The organism is Arthrobacter sp. T572, from assembly GCF_056780115.1.
In genome coordinates, this window is record NZ_JBRAZQ010000002.1 from 2608455 (window position 1) to 2625535 (window position 17081).

The 17081-nt window shown below is 64.6% G+C and carries 19 protein-coding genes; 3 read left to right on the forward strand and 16 right to left on the reverse strand.

Annotation, left to right across the window (positions count from 1 at the left end; genetic code table 11):
- Window positions 1-25 precede the first annotated feature (25 nt).
- The 3 genes from ACUYMZ_RS13270 to ACUYMZ_RS13280 are packed head-to-tail and all read right to left on the reverse strand — an operon-like array spanning window position 26 to window position 2036.
- Complete coding sequence (locus ACUYMZ_RS13270; protein ID WP_481603787.1) at window positions 26-712, reverse strand: hypothetical protein; 687 nt, start codon at window positions 710-712, stop codon at window positions 26-28.
- Entirely contained in the window at window positions 709-1641 is a 933-nt protein-coding gene (locus ACUYMZ_RS13275; protein WP_481603789.1) for an ABC transporter ATP-binding protein, read from the reverse strand. Before ACUYMZ_RS13275 ends, ACUYMZ_RS13270 begins: the two co-directional genes overlap by 4 nt.
- Window positions 1638-2036 carry a GntR family transcriptional regulator gene (locus ACUYMZ_RS13280; protein ID WP_426007564.1) on the reverse strand — a complete coding sequence of 133 codons (399 nt, stop codon included), beginning with the start codon at window positions 2034-2036 and terminating at the stop codon, window positions 1638-1640. The genes ACUYMZ_RS13275 and ACUYMZ_RS13280 overlap by 4 nt, the downstream gene beginning before the upstream one ends.
- Window positions 2037-2178: 142 nt before the next feature.
- Here ACUYMZ_RS13280 and ACUYMZ_RS13285 point away from each other — a divergent pair, with 142 nt between their 5' ends.
- The gene (locus ACUYMZ_RS13285) at window positions 2179-2943 is read left to right on the forward strand and encodes a VTT domain-containing protein (protein ID WP_426007565.1); all 765 of its coding nucleotides are present in this window, start codon (window positions 2179-2181) and stop codon (window positions 2941-2943) included.
- Between the two features lie 72 nt (window positions 2944-3015).
- Here the strand turns inward: ACUYMZ_RS13285 and rdgB are convergent, their stop codons facing one another.
- The 6 genes from rdgB to clpS form a co-directional block, all read right to left on the reverse strand.
- Window positions 3016-3678: an RdgB/HAM1 family non-canonical purine NTP pyrophosphatase gene (gene rdgB, locus ACUYMZ_RS13290; RefSeq protein WP_481603791.1), complete on the reverse strand. Its 663-nt coding sequence runs from the start codon at window positions 3676-3678 to the stop codon at window positions 3016-3018.
- Window positions 3675-4433, reverse strand: coding sequence for a ribonuclease PH (rph, locus tag ACUYMZ_RS13295; RefSeq protein WP_426003181.1), 759 nt, complete (start codon window positions 4431-4433; stop codon window positions 3675-3677). The genes rdgB and rph overlap by 4 nt, the downstream gene beginning before the upstream one ends.
- A 96-nt stretch (window positions 4434-4529) precedes the next feature.
- Window positions 4530-5327 (reverse strand): MBL fold metallo-hydrolase, encoded by a 798-nt coding sequence (locus ACUYMZ_RS13300; RefSeq protein ID WP_426003182.1) that lies wholly within the window; start codon window positions 5325-5327, stop codon window positions 4530-4532.
- The gene (gene murI / locus ACUYMZ_RS13305; RefSeq protein ID WP_442423615.1) at window positions 5324-6277 is read right to left on the reverse strand and encodes a glutamate racemase; all 954 of its coding nucleotides are present in this window, start codon (window positions 6275-6277) and stop codon (window positions 5324-5326) included. The genes ACUYMZ_RS13300 and murI overlap by 4 nt, the downstream gene beginning before the upstream one ends.
- A 212-nt stretch (window positions 6278-6489) precedes the next feature.
- Window positions 6490-7056, reverse strand: a complete 567-nt coding sequence (locus ACUYMZ_RS13310) for a DUF2017 domain-containing protein (RefSeq protein ID WP_426003184.1) — start codon at window positions 7054-7056, stop codon at window positions 6490-6492.
- Complete coding sequence (gene clpS, locus ACUYMZ_RS13315; protein WP_426003185.1) at window positions 7049-7411, reverse strand: ATP-dependent Clp protease adapter ClpS; 363 nt, start codon at window positions 7409-7411, stop codon at window positions 7049-7051. The genes ACUYMZ_RS13310 and clpS overlap by 8 nt, the downstream gene beginning before the upstream one ends.
- A gap of 11 nt (window positions 7412-7422) precedes the next feature.
- On the opposite strand from clpS, the gene ACUYMZ_RS13320 reads away from it, so the two are divergent.
- The gene (locus ACUYMZ_RS13320; RefSeq protein ID WP_442423587.1) at window positions 7423-8778 is read left to right on the forward strand and encodes a nicotinate phosphoribosyltransferase; all 1356 of its coding nucleotides are present in this window, start codon (window positions 7423-7425) and stop codon (window positions 8776-8778) included.
- A complete protein-coding gene (locus ACUYMZ_RS13325) occupies window positions 8778-9404 on the forward strand; it encodes an isochorismatase family protein (RefSeq protein ID WP_442423586.1) in 627 nt (208 codons plus the stop codon). Before ACUYMZ_RS13320 ends, ACUYMZ_RS13325 begins: the two co-directional genes overlap by 1 nt.
- A 66-nt stretch (window positions 9405-9470) precedes the next feature.
- On the opposite strand, the gene ACUYMZ_RS13330 is transcribed toward ACUYMZ_RS13325, so the two are convergent.
- From ACUYMZ_RS13330 to ACUYMZ_RS13360, 7 genes are all read right to left on the reverse strand, one after another.
- The gene (locus ACUYMZ_RS13330; RefSeq protein WP_426003189.1) at window positions 9471-11243 is read right to left on the reverse strand and encodes a DEAD/DEAH box helicase; all 1773 of its coding nucleotides are present in this window, start codon (window positions 11241-11243) and stop codon (window positions 9471-9473) included.
- A 112-nt stretch (window positions 11244-11355) separates the two neighbouring features.
- Window positions 11356-11691, reverse strand: a complete 336-nt coding sequence (locus tag ACUYMZ_RS13335) for a DUF3039 domain-containing protein (RefSeq protein ID WP_426003190.1) — start codon at window positions 11689-11691, stop codon at window positions 11356-11358.
- Window positions 11692-11699: 8 nt separating this feature from the next.
- On the reverse strand, window positions 11700-12482 hold the full coding sequence (gene nagB, locus ACUYMZ_RS13340) for a glucosamine-6-phosphate deaminase (protein WP_426003192.1): 783 nt from the start codon (window positions 12480-12482) through the stop codon (window positions 11700-11702).
- Between the two features lie 77 nt (window positions 12483-12559).
- Complete coding sequence (locus ACUYMZ_RS13345; RefSeq protein WP_481603800.1) at window positions 12560-14131, reverse strand: transporter; 1572 nt, start codon at window positions 14129-14131, stop codon at window positions 12560-12562.
- On the reverse strand, window positions 14113-14952 hold the full coding sequence (locus tag ACUYMZ_RS13350; protein WP_426003195.1) for an ABC transporter ATP-binding protein: 840 nt from the start codon (window positions 14950-14952) through the stop codon (window positions 14113-14115). The genes ACUYMZ_RS13345 and ACUYMZ_RS13350 overlap by 19 nt, the downstream gene beginning before the upstream one ends.
- Before the next feature lie 40 nt (window positions 14953-14992).
- Complete coding sequence (locus tag ACUYMZ_RS13355) at window positions 14993-16093, reverse strand: NADH:flavin oxidoreductase/NADH oxidase (RefSeq protein ID WP_426003197.1); 1101 nt, start codon at window positions 16091-16093, stop codon at window positions 14993-14995.
- Entirely contained in the window at window positions 16093-17076 is a 984-nt protein-coding gene (locus ACUYMZ_RS13360) for a tetratricopeptide repeat protein (protein WP_442423583.1), read from the reverse strand. Before ACUYMZ_RS13360 ends, ACUYMZ_RS13355 begins: the two co-directional genes overlap by 1 nt.
- Window positions 17077-17081: the final 5 nt, after the last annotated feature.

A 17081-nucleotide genomic window follows, 5' to 3' on the forward strand; every position in this document is an offset into this window, starting at 1 on the left:
TTGTGGTGAACGCTACATCACCCGGTCAGGGAGTGGCGTGGCGGAGGGTGGTGTAGGAGCCTGCCGCCAGGAGGATGCACAGCAGCGCGGCCCAGCCACTGATGCTCAAGGGAGACTGCCCGGCAAACCAGCCACCGATTGACCCCCACCACTCCAGCAGCGTAGCGAGTGCGGCCAGTCCGATCAGCACCACCACGGTGCCCAGCGTGGAGACGAGCACTCCCGTGGTCCCCCAGCGCTTGAAGATGGTGGCAAACCAGAAGCCGATAATGAACATGAACATCATTACGACGAAGAAGAACGCCGCCGTTGAGTACCACGGGCCGTCGGCTACCCAGGGGATCGTGAAGAAATAGCCGGAAACTCCCCATCCATTGGTGGCCCTCTCGATGACGCCGCCCAGGAGGTACAGCCCGGTCATGCCCAGGGCTATGACGGCGAACAGGCCCAGCGACCCCAGGTAGAACGCCCTGCGGCTGATGCTCAGCCCCTGGGAGAACGGAAACACCAGGGTCATGCTCTGGATGCCCAGCACCATGAAGTACCACATCGGCGCCTGGCTGCCGCCGCCATACTTGTTCTCCGCCACGGGGATCAGGGCAAAGATGGCCAGCGACATCAGGAACGCAGCGGCCAGGATCACCACGGGCCAGCCCAGGAAAGTCCATTTATTGATCAGTTGCATGCGCGCAACTGCTACAGCCCTGCTCATCTGCTTGCCTCCATCGTGTCTTCGCTGAAGTCCTGCGCTCCGGCACTGTCCGGCATGCCGCGGGCCATCGTCTTGCGTACTACCAATTGCTGGAGGGAGACGGGTGAGAGTTCCAGTCCCAGCTCCTGTGCTTCCATCCTCGTGCGGCCGTCCAGTGGCTCATCCACGGTGACCGAGGCCAGCGAGCCGAGTGTCTCCCGGTGCAGGATTTTTCGGCCGGCCAGGAAGGAATCCACTTTCTCAGCGGACCCGGAAACGGTGACTGCCGAACCGCGGATGCTGTCGGCGTCGGCATCCATGATGATGCTGCCGCGGTCGATCACCACGACGTGTTCGAGCAAGTTGGAAACCTCATCTATCAAGTGGGAGGAGAGGATGATGGTGCGGGGATGCTCCGCGTAATCCTCCACCAGGCGGTCGTAGAAAAGCTGGCGTGCCACAGCGTCCAGGCCAAGGTAGGGCTCGTCGAAGAAGGTGAGCTCGGCACGTGAAGCGAGCCCGATGATCACTCCCACCGCGGACAACTGGCCGCGGGAAAGCTTCTTGATCCGGCGGTTTACCGGCAACTGGAAGTCTTCGGCCAGGCGGTCCGCGAACTTCTGGTCCCAGTTCCTGTAGAACAGCGCAGCCGAACGGAAAGCATGCCGGGGCTGGAAGTCATCGGGGTACTTCTGGGACTCCCGGATGAAGCAGATGCGCGACAGGACGCCGTCGTTCTCGTAGGCGTTTTCCCCGAAAACGAGCGCGTCGCCGGATGAAGCGAAGGCCTGGGCGGTCAGGATGGACATCAGGGTGGTCTTGCCGGCGCCGTTGCGGCCCAGCAGGCCGTAGATCCGGTCGCCCGTCAATTGAAGGTTGACGTTGTCCAGGGCTTTGAGGTCTTTGTAGCGTTTGTTCAGGTTACGGGCCTCGACGATGATCTCGCTCACAGGGCCGCGCTCCTTTCCTTGGTTTCCGTCTCCGGATCCAATCCGGAACTTCTCTCGATCATGCTGCCCAGCTGCTCCGGAGTAATTCCCAGCTTGCGGGCTTCGGCCGTCAAGGGCCGGACGTACTGCTCAAAAAACTCTTCGGTCCTGCGGGCAATCAGTTGGGCGCGGGCACCTGTGGCAACAAACATCCCTATCCCCCTGCGTTTGTAAAGAATCCCTGAATCCACCAGCACATTGACGCCCTTGGCGGCCGTAGCCGGATTGATGCGGTGGAACGCCGCGAACTCGTTAGTGGAAGGAACCTGCGATTCCTCGGGCATGGTTCCGTCCACGATGCCGTTCTCGATGAGTTCGGCGATCTGCATGAAGATCGGTCGGCTGTCATCGATCATCACATCACCGCCTCATTGGTTCGTTACTCATGTAACTAACCATACAACCAACCAGCGAGCGGTCAAGCCCCACGGGGCAGAAAACCGGGCAGAAAAGAGGACCACGGCGTTCAAGTAGGCTTAATGGGTGATCTTTTCTGCGATGAGCGACCTTGCCGTATCCACCATTGGGGGCGCGGGTCCGGTGCGGCCGCCCATGGCCTCGTTCCTTCCGGACTGGCTGAACCCCCAGATCTTCCTCGCCGATCCCGCCTTGGCACCCTGGGTGGTGTTGCTGGTCTGCGGCATCGTTTTCGCTGAGACCGGCCTGCTGGTGGGCTTCTTCCTTCCGGGCGATTCCATGCTGTTCACCGCCGGCCTGCTGGTGGCCACGGACACCATCAAGTTCAACATCTGGGCCTTCGCCGCCCTGATCGTGGTTTCTGCGATCATCGGCAACCAGACCGGCTACCTCATCGGCTCCAAGGCAGGACCGGCCATCTTCAACAAGCCCGACTCGCGCCTGTTCAAGAAGGAGAACGTGGAGAGCGCCCATGCCTTCTTTGAAAAGCATGGCGGCAAGGCGCTGATTCTGGCCCGGTTCGTGCCGATCATCCGCACGTTCGTCCCCGTTATCGTGGGCGTGGCCCAGATGGACAAGCGCAAATTTTTCCTGTTCAACGTGATCGGCGCGCTGCTCTGGGGCGCCGGCGTCACCCTGCTGGGCTATGTCCTGGGTGACCGCGTTCCCTGGGTCCAGGAGAACCTGGACATCATCTTCATCGTGATCGTGCTGGTCTCCGTCATCCCGATCTTCATCGAGGTCGGCCGCGGTTTCGTTGCCAAGCGCAAAGCGGCGCTCGAGGGCACGGACCCGGTGGAGGAATTCATCGAAGAACATGAGGGCGGCAAGCACGGCGACCACTGACAAACGCCAAAGGCGCCCCGCGCTGAGCTGATGAAGCTCTGCGCGGGGCGCCTTTTTGTCAGGGGACAGCCGTCAGCCTGCAGCGCCATGCCCGGAGAGGGCACCGACAATGGCCGGCAGCAAAGCCCTGAATGCCTGTCCGCGATGGCTGATGGCGTTCTTTTCCTCGGGGCTCAGCTCTGCGCAGCTTCGGTCCATGCCTGCCGGCTGCAGCACGGGATCGTATCCGAAGCCTCCATCGCCCCGGGGTTCGCGCAGCAGCGTTCCCTCAAGCTGGCCGTACTCAACTGTTTCGCGTTCCACGCCTCCCGTTCCCGGAACGGCCAGCGCAGCGGCACACACAAAGGCTGCACCGCGGTGGGTGTCCGGCACATCGGAGAGCTGGGCCAGCAGCAACTTAAGGTTGGCGGCGTCGTCTCCATGCCTGCCGGACCACCGGGCGCTGAAGATTCCCGGCGCACCGCCCAGGACATCCACTGCAAGACCTGAGTCGTCAGCGATGGCAACAAGCCCCGTGGCCTCGGCCACCGCCCGTGCCTTGAGCAGCGAGTTTTCAGCGAACGTGACGCCTGTTTCGCGGACGTCCGGCGCACCTGCCGCAGCCGCGTCCACGACTTGGGTGTCGACGTCGAGCCCTGGCACCTGGCCACGCAGCAGCTCGCGCAGCTCCTTCAGTTTTCCTTTGTTGTGGGTGGCAAGCACCAGACGCGGCGAGGCCGCCCCGGGCCCGCTCACGGAGCCTCCGCCAGGGTCTCACGCTGGATGGCGGCCAGCTGGCCGGTGCCGATCAGGGCAAGGTCGAGGAGGGCATTGAGTTCGTCACGGTCGAAGGGGGCACCCTCCGCGGTGCCCTGGACCTCCACGAATTTGCCGGAGCCGGTGACCACGACGTTCATGTCGGTTTCGGCCCGGACGTCCTCGACGTAGGGCAGGTCCAGCATGGGCACGCCGTCGATGATGCCCACGGAAACGGCGGCGATGGTATCAACCAGCGGTTCGGCGTTGCGGGCAATGAGCTTGTTCTCACGGGCGAACCGGATGGCTTCGGCCAGGGCGACGTACGCGCCGGTGATAGCCGCCGTCCGTGTTCCACCGTCGGCTTGGAGGACGTCGCAGTCCAGCACGATTGTGTTCTCGCCGAGGGCTTTGGTGTCGATGATGGAACGCAGCGAACGACCAATCAGGCGGGAAATCTCATGGGTGCGCCCGCCGATCTTGCCCTTGACGGATTCACGGTCCGAGCGGGTGTTGGTGGCCCGGGGAAGCATGGCGTACTCGGCCGTGACCCAGCCGCGGCCTTCACCCTTGAGCCAGCGCGGCACGCCCTCGGTCAGGGACGCCGTACACAGGACCCTGGTGTTGCCGAACTCGATCAATGCTGAACCTTCGGCCTGCTTGGACCATCCCCTGGTGATGCTGATGGGGCGCAGTTGGTCCGGAGTTCGTCCGTCGGCACGGGTGACGGGCGTGGCTGTAGCTTCTGAAGTCATGACCCAAGCTTATCGAGGCCCGGCACCCAACCAGGTCGCATTTGTGCGCGTTTTGACGGCTGAAAACGCGCACAAATGCGACCTCGTTGGGTTGGGTTAGACCGTGTAGTGGACGCCGGCGACTGCCACGGCCACGTCCCCGGCAAAGACCGGCTTGGCCTCAGACATGACCTTGGTTTGGGAGGTCCAGACCGGAATATGGGTAAGGAGCAGGCGCCTCGCCCCGGCGTTGGTGGCTGCCTCGCCGGCTCGCTTGCCCGTGAGGTGGACGTCCTTGATACCGTCGTCACGGCCTTCCTCGAACGCCGCCTCGCACAGGAAGAGGTCCGCGTCACGGGCGGCTTCTTCCAAGCCGGGACAGGAATCGGTGTCGCCTGAGTACGTCAGGGTTTTGGTCACCGGAGTTCCGTCCTTGCCCGGTTCGGTCGCCGTGACCCGCAGGGCGTACGCTTCCTCCACCGGATGGTTCACGCTGAAGGGGGTCACGGTGAACGGACCTACCGTCACGGGCTTCTGTTCGGCCCAGTTGGTGAAGTCGAATTCCTCATGCATGCCCGGATCGAGGTCCAGGCCGTAGGCGGTGGCCATCCGGTCCGCAGTGGCCGCCGGCCCCCACACGGGAAGGCGGTCCCGGCCCCAGCCCCCTGGTTTCCAGCGGACTGCCACATGCAGGCCACAAAGGTCCATGCAGTGGTCAGGGTGGAGGTGGGTCAGGAAGATCGCGTCAATGTCTTCGAGGTCGGTGTACCGCTGGATAGCCCCCAAGGCACCGCTGCCCAGGTCCATCACGATCTTCCATTCACGCTCACCGTCGTGCGCGGTTACCAGGTAGCAGGACGCAGGCGAGCCGGGACCGGGAAAGGATCCGGTGCAGCCCACAATGGTGAGTTTCACAGGCCACTCTCCAACGGGCCCCGGTTCAGGTCATCGGCGGGTTGCACGAAATACGACCGGCGGGACAGGCCAGCCCCCGATCGGGCCGCTTCCAGCATCTCCGGCGTGATCCGGGCCAGGCTGCCGGTGGGATACTGCGCCGACACGTGGTCCACATGCTTCACGGAGAGAACCTCCGGTCCCAGGAAACGGCGGGCGAGGGTTTCGAACTGGGCGGCGTCGCCGGTGGCAATGAACTCATGGCCCGGAGGCGTGCCCTCCGTCCGTTGAATGCCGCCGTTGGCCAGGGCACGGTAGACATCCTTGGCCGTCTCCTCGGCACTGGACACCAGCGTGACATCCTCACCCATGACGAAGGAGATCACGCCCGTCAGCAACGGATAATGGGTGCAGCCCAGCACCACAGTGTCCACGCCGGCCTGTTTCAGGGGCGCCAGATATTCGTTCGCGGCGGCCAGGAGTTCCGGACCCGTAGTGACGCCGGCTTCGACGAAGCTGACAAACGCAGGGCACGCCACAGACGTAATGGCAAGGTCCGGCGCTGCGGCAAACGTGTCCTCGTAGGCGCGCGAACCGACCGTGGCGGACGTTCCGATGACACCGATCCTTCCGGAGCGGGTAGCGGAGACGGCACGCCGGACTGCCGGCTGGATGACTTCGATCACGGGAATGCCGTAGCGGGCCGTGTACCGCTCGCGGGCGTCCCGGAGGACGGCGGCCGACGCCGAGTTGCAGGCAATGGTGAGCAGCTTGACGCCGGAATCGACCAGCTCATCCATGACGCCCAGGGCGTTGGCCCGGACCTCCGCGATGGGGAGGGGGCCATACGGGCCGTGGGCGGTGTCGCCCACATACAGGATCGACTCATTCGGAAGCTGGTCGATGATGGAGCGGGCCACCGTCAGGCCACCGACCCCGGAATCGAAGATGCCGATCGGCCGCGAACCCATAAGGGCGTCCTCGCTGCCCAAGCCGTCAGCCGCGGCCGTGACGGGGATTTCCGAAGACGCGGGGCGGAAGGATCTGCCGCCTGCTGAACTGCCCGATGCTGAAGTCATGATTATTCGAGAATAAGGCTTCACCTGTGCTGCGGCCATTACCTGTGGTCACCGCCTCGTGTCTGATGTGTCACAAACCCCGGCACCACGGCAGGCCCCGCTGATCAGGATTTTGCCTGCCTGGCGGCCATCATCGACTGCACCAGCGACTCCTGCAGCCAGGTGGTGAAGTTGTACACCAAGGCAAGGTAGCTCTCCACGTCCTCGGCCTGGCTCCAGTCCTGCATGGAGTGGATGTGCTCCGCGTCGGCTTCATCGCGGATGTCCAGCCTTTCGGCCAGCACGAGGCGCACATCGTTGAGGGCCATGGACCACCGCTTGGCGTCCTCCGGCGTCAGGAGGAGATCGTCCTTGTCCAGGCCCAGGGCGGTGGCGCGCAGTGCGCCGATCTTGCTTTCCCTGACGGAGCGCTCGGTGAGTTGACGGAACTCCAGGGACGCGGCGTCGTCGTTCTTCATGACATTGGGCAGCAACCGCAGGAGGGCGCGGTCCGTTGGCTGCTTGACGTCCATGTCCAGGCCGATGAGTGCCGCCAGCGGATCCTCGTCCTCGCGGATATCAGCCTCGAGCATGGAGATGACGTCGGCCACCAATCCCCGCAGGAGGTCGCGTTCTGCCGGTTCGAGGTAGCCGGTGATGCCCTTGAGTCCGTATTTGAATGCCTTAGCCACGTCCGCGGCCGCCCTTTCCGGGTGCTTCGTTGCCGCTTGCCGCCTTTTCAACGGTGGCCCACAGGCCAAACCCGTGCATGGCCACCGCGTGCTGCTCCACTTGTTCCTTGCTGCCGTGTGCCACGATGGACCGGCCTTTCTTGTGGACCTCCATCATGAGCTTGTGCGCTTTGGACTCGGAGTAGCCGAAGTAACTTTGGAACACGTAGCTGACATAGCTCATGAGGTTGACGGGATCATTCCAGATCACCAGGTTCCAAGGGATGTCCGGGGCGGTCAGGACACCCGTGGAGGTCAGCTCGGCGGCTTCCGTCCGTTCATCGATGTCCGTACCAAACGCAACGCTAGGGCTCATCTGTCCATTCTATGGCGGCGCGCACTAGAGTGAATTTCGTGAGTAGAGCCACGTCATGGGACCATCCCGCCACTTCCTTATACACCGACCACTACGAGCTGACGATGCTCCAGGCCGCCCTGCATTCGGGCGCCGCGCACCGCCGTTCGGTCTTCGAAGCGTTCGCGCGCCGGCTGCCCGACGGCCGTCGCTACGGCGTGGTGGGCGGCACGGGCCGCCTCCTGGAGGGGATCGCCGACTTCAGGTTCGGCGATGCCGAGCTCGCCTTCCTTGAACACAACAAGGTGGTCAACCGGGAGACCCTGGATTTTCTGGCCAACTATAAGTTCACGGGCGACATCTGGGGCTATGCCGAAGGCGAAGCCTACTTCCCCAACTCCCCCATCCTCATTGTGGAATCCACCTTTGCCGAAGCCTGCATCCTGGAGACCTACATCCTCTCCGTCCTCAACCACGACAGCGCCATTGCTTCTGCAGCCTCCCGGATGACGACGGCGGCCGGCAACCGTCCGTGCATCGAGATGGGCTCCCGGCGCACCCAGGAGGAATCGGCGACGGCGGCAGCACGGGCGGCGGTGATTGCCGGCTTCGCCAGCACCTCCAACCTGGAAGCCGGACGCCGGTACGGCATCAAGACGGTGGGCACGGCAGCGCACTCCTTCACCCTCCTCCACGACACCGAACGCGAAGCATTCGAAGCGCAGATCGCTGCCTTCGGCCCGGGTACTTCCCTGTTGGTGGATACCTATGACGTCGAGACCGCGGTGAGGACCGCCGTCGAACTCGCCGGTGACAAGCTGGGTGCCGTCCGGTTGGACTCCGGCGACCTCGTGGCGCAGGCACAGTGGGTCAGGCAACTGCTGGACGACCTCGGCAACCACAACACGCGCATCGTGGTGACCTCCGACCTCGACGAATTCGCCATCGCCGCCCTGCAGTCGGCGCCGGTGGATTCCTACGGTGTGGGTACGTCGCTGGTCACCGGCTCCGGCGCGCCGACGGCAAGCATGGTCTACAAGCTGGTCAGCCGTACCAACGACCACGGGGAGTTCATCTCCGTGGCCAAGGCGGCCAAGAACAAGGTCAGCGTCGGTGGCCGCAAATACGCGTTGCGCAAGCTCAACGAACGGGGCATTGCCACCCAGGAAATCGTTGGCATCGGTCACCGGCCCGAAGACGACGGCAACGACCGTCCCCTGCTGCAGCAGTTCGTCAAGAACGGGGAACTCCTTCCCGGCTGGACCGGCCCGGAAGGGGTGGTGAGGGCGAAGGAGCGGCACGCTGCCAGCATGGCTGAACTTCCCGCCGTCGTGAACCGCCTCCAGCGCGGCGAGGCCGCCATCCCCACCATCTACGAGGAGAACTGATGGCCAAGGCCCTGATCATCGTTGACGTCCAGAATGATTTCTGCGAAGGCGGAACCCTCGCCGTGGAAGGCGGGGCCGCTGTGGCCGGAGCCATCAGCGAATACCTCGACGCCAACCAGCAGCACTTCGACCACGTCGTAGCCACGCAGGACTGGCACATCGAACCCGGCAGCCACTTCTCGGATGAACCAGACATGGTGGACTCCTGGCCGCCCCACTGCCGCGCACGGACCAAGGGTGCCGAACTCCACGAGGACCTTGACCCCGAGTACATCCAGGCCTACTTCCGCAAAGGCCAGTACACCGCGGCCTACTCCGGATTCGAGGGCGTTCTGGCACCCGAAGACGATGTCCCGTCCGGCGACTTGAAAGCAGGTGCCCCGGTGGCGGAGGTCCTCGATGAAGACGCCATCGGGCTGGATGACTGGCTGCAAAGCCACGACGTCGAGGAAGTAGTGGTTGTAGGGCTCGCGACGGACTACTGCGTCAAGGCCACAGCCCTTGATGCGGTGCAGGCCGGCTACACCACCACCGTCATTGCCGAACTGACGGCGGGTATCGCCGATGACCTTGACGACGCCTTTGACGAGATGGAAGCGGCCGGCGTCGAAGTGGAGCGCTCCTAGTACTTCCGGACAACGAGGAAGGGCGCCGCAGTTGCGGCGCCCTTCATCGTTGGTGTTGGCGGGTTGCTACTTGCGGCCGATGAACCAGTCCTGAAGCTTGCGCAGACGCGCCTGCAGTTGCTCTTCGTTGGCCTGCGCCACTGCAGGTCCGCCACAGACCTCGCGCAGCTTGGTGTGCACCACCCCGTGCGGCGTTCCGGTCCGGGCCGACCACGCCGAGACGTTCTTGGCCAGTTCGTTGCGCAAGTCCATCAGCATGCGGTGGTCAGGAACGGCCGGAGCCGCTTCCGACGCAGGAGGCTGCCGCTTCCGGCGGGATTGTTGCTCGCGTTGGCGCTGGCGCAGCAGCGTACCAACCTGCTCGGCATCCAGCAGCCCCGGGATGCCCAGGAAGTCCAGTTCGTCATCCGAGCCGATATCGGCACCCGTACCGAACTCGCCGCCATCGAAAAGGACCCGGTCAAACGAAGCCTGCGAGTCCAGGGCTTCGAACTTGCCCTTGGCCAGTTCGTCAGAGGCCTTTTCCTCCCGGTTGGCCTCTGCCATGAGGTTTTCCTCAGGGCTGAAGAGGCCGTCGTCGTCCTTGTCCGGACGGTCCAGCGCATGGTCCCGCTCGGCCTCCATGGTGTTGGCCAGCACCATGAGCGGTGGTACGGACGGCAGGAACACCGACGCCGTCTCTCCCCTTTTGCGCGCACGGACGAAACGCCCCACGGCCTGGGCGAAGAACAGCGGCGTGGACGTGGACGTGGCGTAGACGCCCACCGAAAGCCGCGGGACGTCGACGCCTTCGGACACCATGCGCACGGCAACCATCCAGCGCTTGTCCCCCGCCGAGAACTCCTCGATCTTGCTGGATGCCTTGGAGTCGTCGGAAAGGATGACCGTGGGGGACTCCCCCGTGATCTTCTTGAGCTGGCCGGCGTAGGCGCGCGCGTCCTCGTGGTCCGTGGCGATGACCAGGCCCCCGGCGTCGGGAACGGTCCGGCGGACCTCGCTGAGGCGCTTGTCGGCTGCCGCCAGGACGGCGGGAATCCACTCCCCCGCGGGGTTCAGGGCCGTGCGCCACGCCTGGGAGGTGATGTCCTTCGTAACGGCTGCCTCACCCAGCGAGGCCGCCATTTCATCGCCCGCGCTGGTCCGCCACCGCATCTGGCCCGAATAGGCCATGAACAGCACGGGCCTCACCACGTGGTCGCGCAGGGCGTTGCCGTAGCCGTAGGTGTAATCGGCCTTGGACCGGCGGATACCGTCCCGGTCCTCGACGTATTCCACGAAGGGGATCGGGGAGGTGTCCGAGCGGAAAGGCGTTCCCGTCAGGGCGAGCCGTCTGGCGGCGGGATCGAACGCTTCACGAAGACCGTCGCCCCATGACAAAGCCTCGCCGCCATGGTGGATTTCATCGAGGATCACCAAGGTCCGGGCCGCCTCTGTCTTGGCCCGGTGCAGCATTGGTTTGCTGGCCACCTGCGCATAGGTCACGGCGACGCCCACAAATCCGCGTCCGTGCTGCCCGTCCGAATTCTTGAAGTTCGGGTCGATGGCGATGCCAACCCGGGCCGCCGCGTCAGCCCATTGGCGCTTGAGGTGGTCAGTGGGTGCCACGATCGTGACCCTGTTGACCACTCCGCTATCCAGCAGCGTGGTGGCAATACGCAGCGCAAACGTGGTCTTTCCGGCGCCGGGTGTAGCAACGGCCAGGAAGTCCTTGGGTTTGCGCGTCATGTAAAGGTCCAGGGCCTCCTGCTGCCAGGCGCGGAGCTTGGGAGCTGTACCCCAGGCTGCCCGCTCCGGGTACGCCGGGGGCAGGGACGGACCACCAAAAAGTGTTTCTGTCATACGGACTCCCCCGTCCTGACGGCAGCGCCGGCGCGTCCCGGAACCCCGGGCACGCGGCATTGCACCGCTGGGCGGTGGTAGTCAGAGGGGACCTTGTTGTTCTCCCCACCCACTACTTGGAGTTGCCCGGGCCGCTGTTTCCGCCGTCGTCACCGGGACGGAGGCCTTCGTAGATCTCCTTGCATTCCGGGCAGACCGGGAATTTCTTGGGATCCCGCCCCGGGGTCCAGACCTTGCCGCAGAGCGCAATTACAGGCTCGCCGGTCATGGCCGACTCCATGATCTTTTCCTTGCGCACGTAGTGCGCAAAGCGCTCACGGTCGCCGGGCTCCACTTCCTGGCGCGTCTCTTCGCGCTCAATGGTGGCGGTGGACGTTCCGGCTCCGGAAAGCTCGCGCATGGGGTCGTTCTCGAATGGATCCGGAGGAAGCGTAGTCATGGCATCCATCCTACCGTCTACAGCCCCTGCCACTCCGGCTTGTTGTCGTAGGTGTGGCGGTAGTAATCGGCCAGCTTGAGCGAGGATGCGGCGGCTTCGTCCACCAGAATCGTCGCGTGCGGGTGCATCTGCAGGATGGAAGCGGCACAGATTGCCGCGACCGGACCTTCGACGAAATCCCTGACAGCCTGGGCCTTCTGAGCTCCCGTCGCTACCAGGATCACGTGCCGGGCATCCATGATGGTGCCCAGCCCCTGCGTAACGACATGGTGGGGTACATCGTCAATGGAGTCGAAGAAACGGGCGTTGTCCTTGCGGGTCTGCTCGATCAGGGTCTTGATGCGCGTCCGCGATGCCAGCGAAGAACCGGGCTCGTTGAAGCCGATGTGCCCGTCCGTACCAACACCCAGAATCTGCAGGTCCACGCCGCCGACGGCCTTTATTGCGTCCTCGTACGCCTGGCATGCCGCTTCGAGATCCTCGGCTGCACCATCGGGGCCGTGGACGTTTTCCGGCTTGATGTTGACTCGGTTGGTGAACTCACGCCGAATGACCTCACGGTAGGACTCCGGATGCCCTGTTTCCAGGCCAACATATTCATCCAGCGCAAAGCCATGCGCTTGGCTGAAGTCCAGGCCGCCGGCCTCGTACCGTCGAGCCAGCTCATCGTAGATGGGGAGGGGGGAAGAGCCCGTGGCAAGGCCCAGCACGGCGTTGGGCTTTCGACGGACCAAGGCCTCGATGGCATCGGCCGCCAGGGCCCCGATCTGCTTGGTACCGGGGAGAATAACAACTTCCATCGTCTACGGCCTTCCTAGTAAAAATGAGCTCAGTGCGAGGTTATCCCATGTCCGACCTATGCACTATTGTTACGGATTCAGCGGTTCACGCTGAGCTGCGCGAACATTTCCGGCCCACGCGCATCCAGCCATTTTCCGCCCAGGCGAACTCCTGCAACGAACAGCACGGTGCCCAGCACCGGCCCCACCGCCAGGTTGATCCAGCCGGCTTCCGGGCTGCCGGCAAAGAGCTGCACTGCCACGAAAGCCAGCTCCGGTATCAGCAGGACCGCCAGCACGCCCATGCCTATGGCCTGCACCGCCAGCGTCTGGGCCACGTTCCCCGGAGGCTTCTTGAACGGGCTGTCCCCCGGCAGGGGAACAGCTATGTTGTAGCGTGCCGAGAGCACCGAGGACAACCCCAGTCCAGTAAAGAGCGTTCCCAGTGACAAGCCGAGCAGGTTCGGCAGCCACTCCCAGGAACCGGTGACGAACAGCGGTCCCACAGTGAAGACCACAACAACCGGCAACGATATAGCCATGCATGCCAAGGCCCTGCCCAGCCTGTCATCGATACCGCGCACTCCGGCTGCCAGGTGGAGGGCAAAAGCGGTGTTGTCGTAGGAAACGTCGGCGCAAATGGCCCAGGCCATGATGAACGCCGTCAGGGGCCCCAGGATCATCAGGGTGCCGTAGCTGCCTTCCTGCGATCCTGCGAAGAAAAAGATCACCGGCAACAGCGGAACCACTACCAGGGACCCGGCATAGCGGGGATCCTTCAGCCAATAAATCAACGCCCGTGCGGCCACCGCGCCTGCCGGAGTAGCAGGCAAAACGCCGAAGAGGCCGGGTTTCCCACCCCTCTTCGAAGAGCCTCCGGAGTAGGGCGGAGTGACCAGGGCACGCTGCAGGAGCAGGTGCCAGCACCAGAGAAGGACCGCGATGGTGCCGGCGGCAATAAGCGCCTTGAGCCCCGCGCCCGAGTAATCCCCGGCATCCAGCGAGCCTCCGAGGGACCAGGCGGCACCAAGCGGCGTCCATGCGACTGTCCGCGCGAGCACGGGTAAGTAATCGGCGCTGCCCCGCACGCCGTCAATGATCCCCACCATGATCGGTCCCATGAGCATCAGCGGGATGAATACCACGATGCTGCTGACATCCTTGAAGCGCCGTGACGAAGCCAGCCCGGCAGTGGCCGTGGTGACGACTTTGGACAGGACAACACATGTCAGGGCACCCAGCAGCGCGCCAAGCAATGCTCCTGCCACGGCAGGGACGCTTCGCCACCAGGTGCCTGCAGTACCCAGGGCTGCGAGCAACGTGGCGATTCCGGGGACGCCGATGAAGCCGGACAGTGCCAGGCCCGCCAGGAGCTGCCGGGGCGGCACGGCAAACCCGGTGAAACGGGAAGGATCAAGGGTCATGTCCGCAGCTGAGGCGACGAGCGGGATAATGGCCCAACCCAGCACAGTCGCGGCACCGCCGAGCACCACGACGGTCTGGGCAACGCCGGCATCAGCCCAACGCAGTGCCACCAGGCCGCCGATGACAAGGGACAGCATGCCCAGGGCATACAGGAGGCCCAGCCCTATGCCGATCAACTGCAAAGGGCTCCGTTTGAAGCCATTCAGCAGGAGACGCCACTTCAGGCTCAGAAGGTGCGCAACCATTCCAGTCCTTCCGTCCGGTGTCCCCCGCCTACCAGCTGGACAAAGCGTTCCTCCAGGGTCGAACCGCCGCGGACCTCCTCGACAGTACCTGCCGCCAAAACCCGCCCGGCGGCCACCACGGCCACGTGGCTGCACATGCGCTGGACCAGGTCCATGACGTGGCTTGAGACGATGACCGTGCCACCGGATGCCACATAGCTCTCGAGGATGCCGCGGATGTTGGCAGCAGAGACCGGATCCACCGACTCGAACGGCTCATCCAGGACAAGGAGCCGTGGCGCATGGATCAGGGCCGAGGCCAAAGCGATCTTCTTGGTCATGCCCGCCGAATAGTCGACCACCAGCGAGCCCGCATCGGCTTCAAGGTCCAAGGCAGCCAGGAGTTCGCCCACCCGTGAGGCGACGACGTCGCGCTCCATGCCGCGCAGGAGCCCCGAATACGTGATGAGTTGCTCGCCCGTCAGCCGGTCGAACAGGCGTACGCCGTCCGGCAGCACACCCATGAGCTTCTTGGCGGCGAGAGGTTCGCGCCAGACGTCCACACCGTGAACCAGCGCCGTTCCGAAGTCGGGCCGCAGCAGGCCGGTGGCCATGGACAGCGTGGTGGTCTTGCCTGCGCCGTTGGGACCCACCATGCCGTAGAAAGAACCGGCCGGTACCTCGAGGCTGACGCCATCGACGGCGATCTTCTGCCCAAACCTCTTGGCCAGGCCCCTGATCGAAAGAGCCGCGGGCCCGGCAAGGGAGCCGTCCTGGGGGACGTAGGATGCGGGGCCGGTGGGCGGTTGGGCGGGCTCGGGCTCGTGGCTTGGTTCCGTCATGGCACCAGCCTAGCCGTGCTGCGGGCGCGCGGTGGGCGGCCTAAAAACTATGGCGTGGCTTGGCCCGTTGGTACTGCGGAGCCCAGGGAATGTCGTGTCCCAGTTCGTGGGCAGCCCGCAACCACCAATGGGGATCCCGCAACGCTGCCCGGGCCATGAAGACTGCATCTGCACGGCCGTTGGCCACAATATCTTCAGCCTGCGCCGGAGTAGTCAGAAGTCCGACAGCCCCGGTGGGAACACCGGCCTCACGCTTGACGGTCTCCGCGAAGCCCGCCTGGTACCCGGGAGCGGGACGGATCGACTGGTGGGCCACTGCTCCTCCGCTTGATACGTCCACCAGGTCCACGCCCCGCCCGGCGGCCTCCTTGGCGAGCCGGACGGAGGCATCCAGGTCCACGCCCCCTTCTGCCCAGTCCGACGCCGAAATCCTCAGCAGCAGCGGCATGGAGTCCGGTATGGCAGCACGGACAGCGTCAATGACTTCCAGCATGAGCCTGTTCCGGTTGCCCTCACTGCCGCCCCAGTCATCCGTCCGGGTGTTGATGAGGGGACTCTGGAACTGGTGGAGCAGATACCCGTGGGCGCCATGGATTTCCACGGTGTCGAAGCCGGCCTCCACTGCGCGGGCGGCAGCGGCGGCAAAGTCGCTGATCACACCACGAATGTCCGCTTCGGTCATGGCCACGGGTGCTGCGTAGCCCTCGTAGGACCCGGCGGAAGGACCCACGGTGGGCCAACCGCCGTCGGACTCCGGAACCGAACCGGAGCGTTCAGCGAACGGCCAGTACGTGGAGGCCTTGCGGCCGGCATGCGCCAGCTGGACACCGATCCTGCAGTCCACGGCGCCGTTGCTGTGCACGAAGCCGACGATGCGTTGCCAGGCCTCTGCCTGCGCATCCGAATACAGCCCGGCATCCCTCGGGCTGATCCGCCCGGCCGCGTTGACCGCCGCGGCTTCGGTGAGGATCAGGGCAGCACCACCTGCAGCGAACGAACCCAAATGCATGAGATGCCAGTCATGGGGAACCCCCTCCCCCGTTTCCGGGCCGCAGCTGTACTGGCACATGGGCGAAACCCAGCCACGGTGCGCAATGGCAAGGGAACGGAGCTGGAGCGGGGCAAAGAGGGCGGACGGCACTAGAAGAGGACCCTCGCCAGCCCCTGCCGCGCCTTCGCCACCCTGTCATCGGACGTACCCACGACCTCGAAAAGCTCCAGCAGCCGTACCCGTGCAGTCTCCCGTTCGGGACCGAAATTCCTGCCAATAAAGGAGATAATGCGCTGGAAAGCGTCCTCGATGTGCCCCCCGGACAGATCAAGGTCCGCCACCATGAGCTGGGCGTCGAGGTTGTCAGGTTCCTCGGCCGCCATGGTCCGCAGGTTTTCCGCCTCCGGTGCTGTGAGCTTCTCCAGGCGGGCCATGAGCTCCACCTGCGCCAGGCCGGCCTTGGCATCAGCATCGGCGGGTTGTTCAAGCAGGGCCTGCTTGTAAGCGGCTTTTGCGGCCTCGTAATCGCCTGCCTCGATGGCATCCACGGCGGCCTGGTGAAGTGGGGGAAGCGGTGCGGTTCCGGCCTCGCCCTCCTGCGGAGCATCGCCGATGGTTCCGGTGACGCCGTTGGCGGCAGCGACCTTCAGGAGTTCTTCCACAAGGCTGCGGATCTGTTCGTCGTCAGCCGGGCCCTGGAACAGCGGAACGGGCTGGCCCTTGACCACTGCAACGGCTGTGGGGACTGCCTGCACCTGGAATGCCTGGGCGAGCTGCGGGAAAGCGTCGACATCTGCCGCCGCAAGCACCAGCCGGCCGTGATAGCTGTTCACTACCCGTTCTGCGGCATCGAGCACGGCGGGTGATTCAGCCGCGTAGCGCGACCAGAGCAGGAACAGCACGGGGATCTGGGCGGACAACTGCACCAGGTCCTGGAAGTTGGTTTCCGTGGCATCCACGCGGAGCGGGGCGCCTGGCGCCTCACCGCCGGCGGGCGCGCCGGGATCACCCGGGGCTTGCGGCGTGGGCGGCTGGGCAGGGGCCGGACGGCGCAGCGACGAGAGGTCGACGGCGCCACGAAGGTTGAGCTGGCTGGCAGCGGCTGGAGTGGGTCGGTATCCGGGCGAACTCATACCGT

Excerpts from the sequence above, each read along its gene's own strand:
- ACUYMZ_RS13270 (WP_481603787.1), bottom strand. The coding sequence starts at position 712 with ATGAGCAGGGCTGTAGCAGTTGCGCGCATGCAACTGATCAATAAATGG.
- ACUYMZ_RS13280 (WP_426007564.1), bottom strand. The coding sequence starts at position 2,036 with ATGATCGATGACAGCCGACCGATCTTCATGCAGATCGCCGAACTCATC.
- ACUYMZ_RS13285 (WP_426007565.1), top strand. The coding sequence starts at position 2,179 with ATGAGCGACCTTGCCGTATCCACCATTGGGGGCGCGGGTCCGGTGCGG.
- rph (WP_426003181.1), bottom strand. The coding sequence starts at position 4,433 with ATGACTTCAGAAGCTACAGCCACGCCCGTCACCCGTGCCGACGGACGA.
- murI (WP_442423615.1), bottom strand. The coding sequence starts at position 6,277 with ATGGGTTCGCGGCCGATCGGCATCTTCGATTCCGGGGTCGGTGGCCTG.
- clpS (WP_426003185.1), bottom strand. The coding sequence starts at position 7,411 with ATGAGCCCTAGCGTTGCGTTTGGTACGGACATCGATGAACGGACGGAA.
- ACUYMZ_RS13320 (WP_442423587.1), top strand. The coding sequence starts at position 7,423 with ATGGCGGCGCGCACTAGAGTGAATTTCGTGAGTAGAGCCACGTCATGG.
- ACUYMZ_RS13325 (WP_442423586.1), top strand. The coding sequence starts at position 8,778 with ATGGCCAAGGCCCTGATCATCGTTGACGTCCAGAATGATTTCTGCGAA.
- ACUYMZ_RS13330 (WP_426003189.1), bottom strand. The coding sequence starts at position 11,243 with ATGACAGAAACACTTTTTGGTGGTCCGTCCCTGCCCCCGGCGTACCCG.
- ACUYMZ_RS13335 (WP_426003190.1), bottom strand. The coding sequence starts at position 11,691 with ATGGATGCCATGACTACGCTTCCTCCGGATCCATTCGAGAACGACCCC.
- nagB (WP_426003192.1), bottom strand. The coding sequence starts at position 12,482 with ATGGAAGTTGTTATTCTCCCCGGTACCAAGCAGATCGGGGCCCTGGCG.
- ACUYMZ_RS13345 (WP_481603800.1), bottom strand. The coding sequence starts at position 14,131 with ATGGTTGCGCACCTTCTGAGCCTGAAGTGGCGTCTCCTGCTGAATGGC.
- ACUYMZ_RS13350 (WP_426003195.1), bottom strand. The coding sequence starts at position 14,952 with ATGACGGAACCAAGCCACGAGCCCGAGCCCGCCCAACCGCCCACCGGC.
- ACUYMZ_RS13360 (WP_442423583.1), bottom strand. The coding sequence starts at position 17,076 with ATGAGTTCGCCCGGATACCGACCCACTCCAGCCGCTGCCAGCCAGCTC.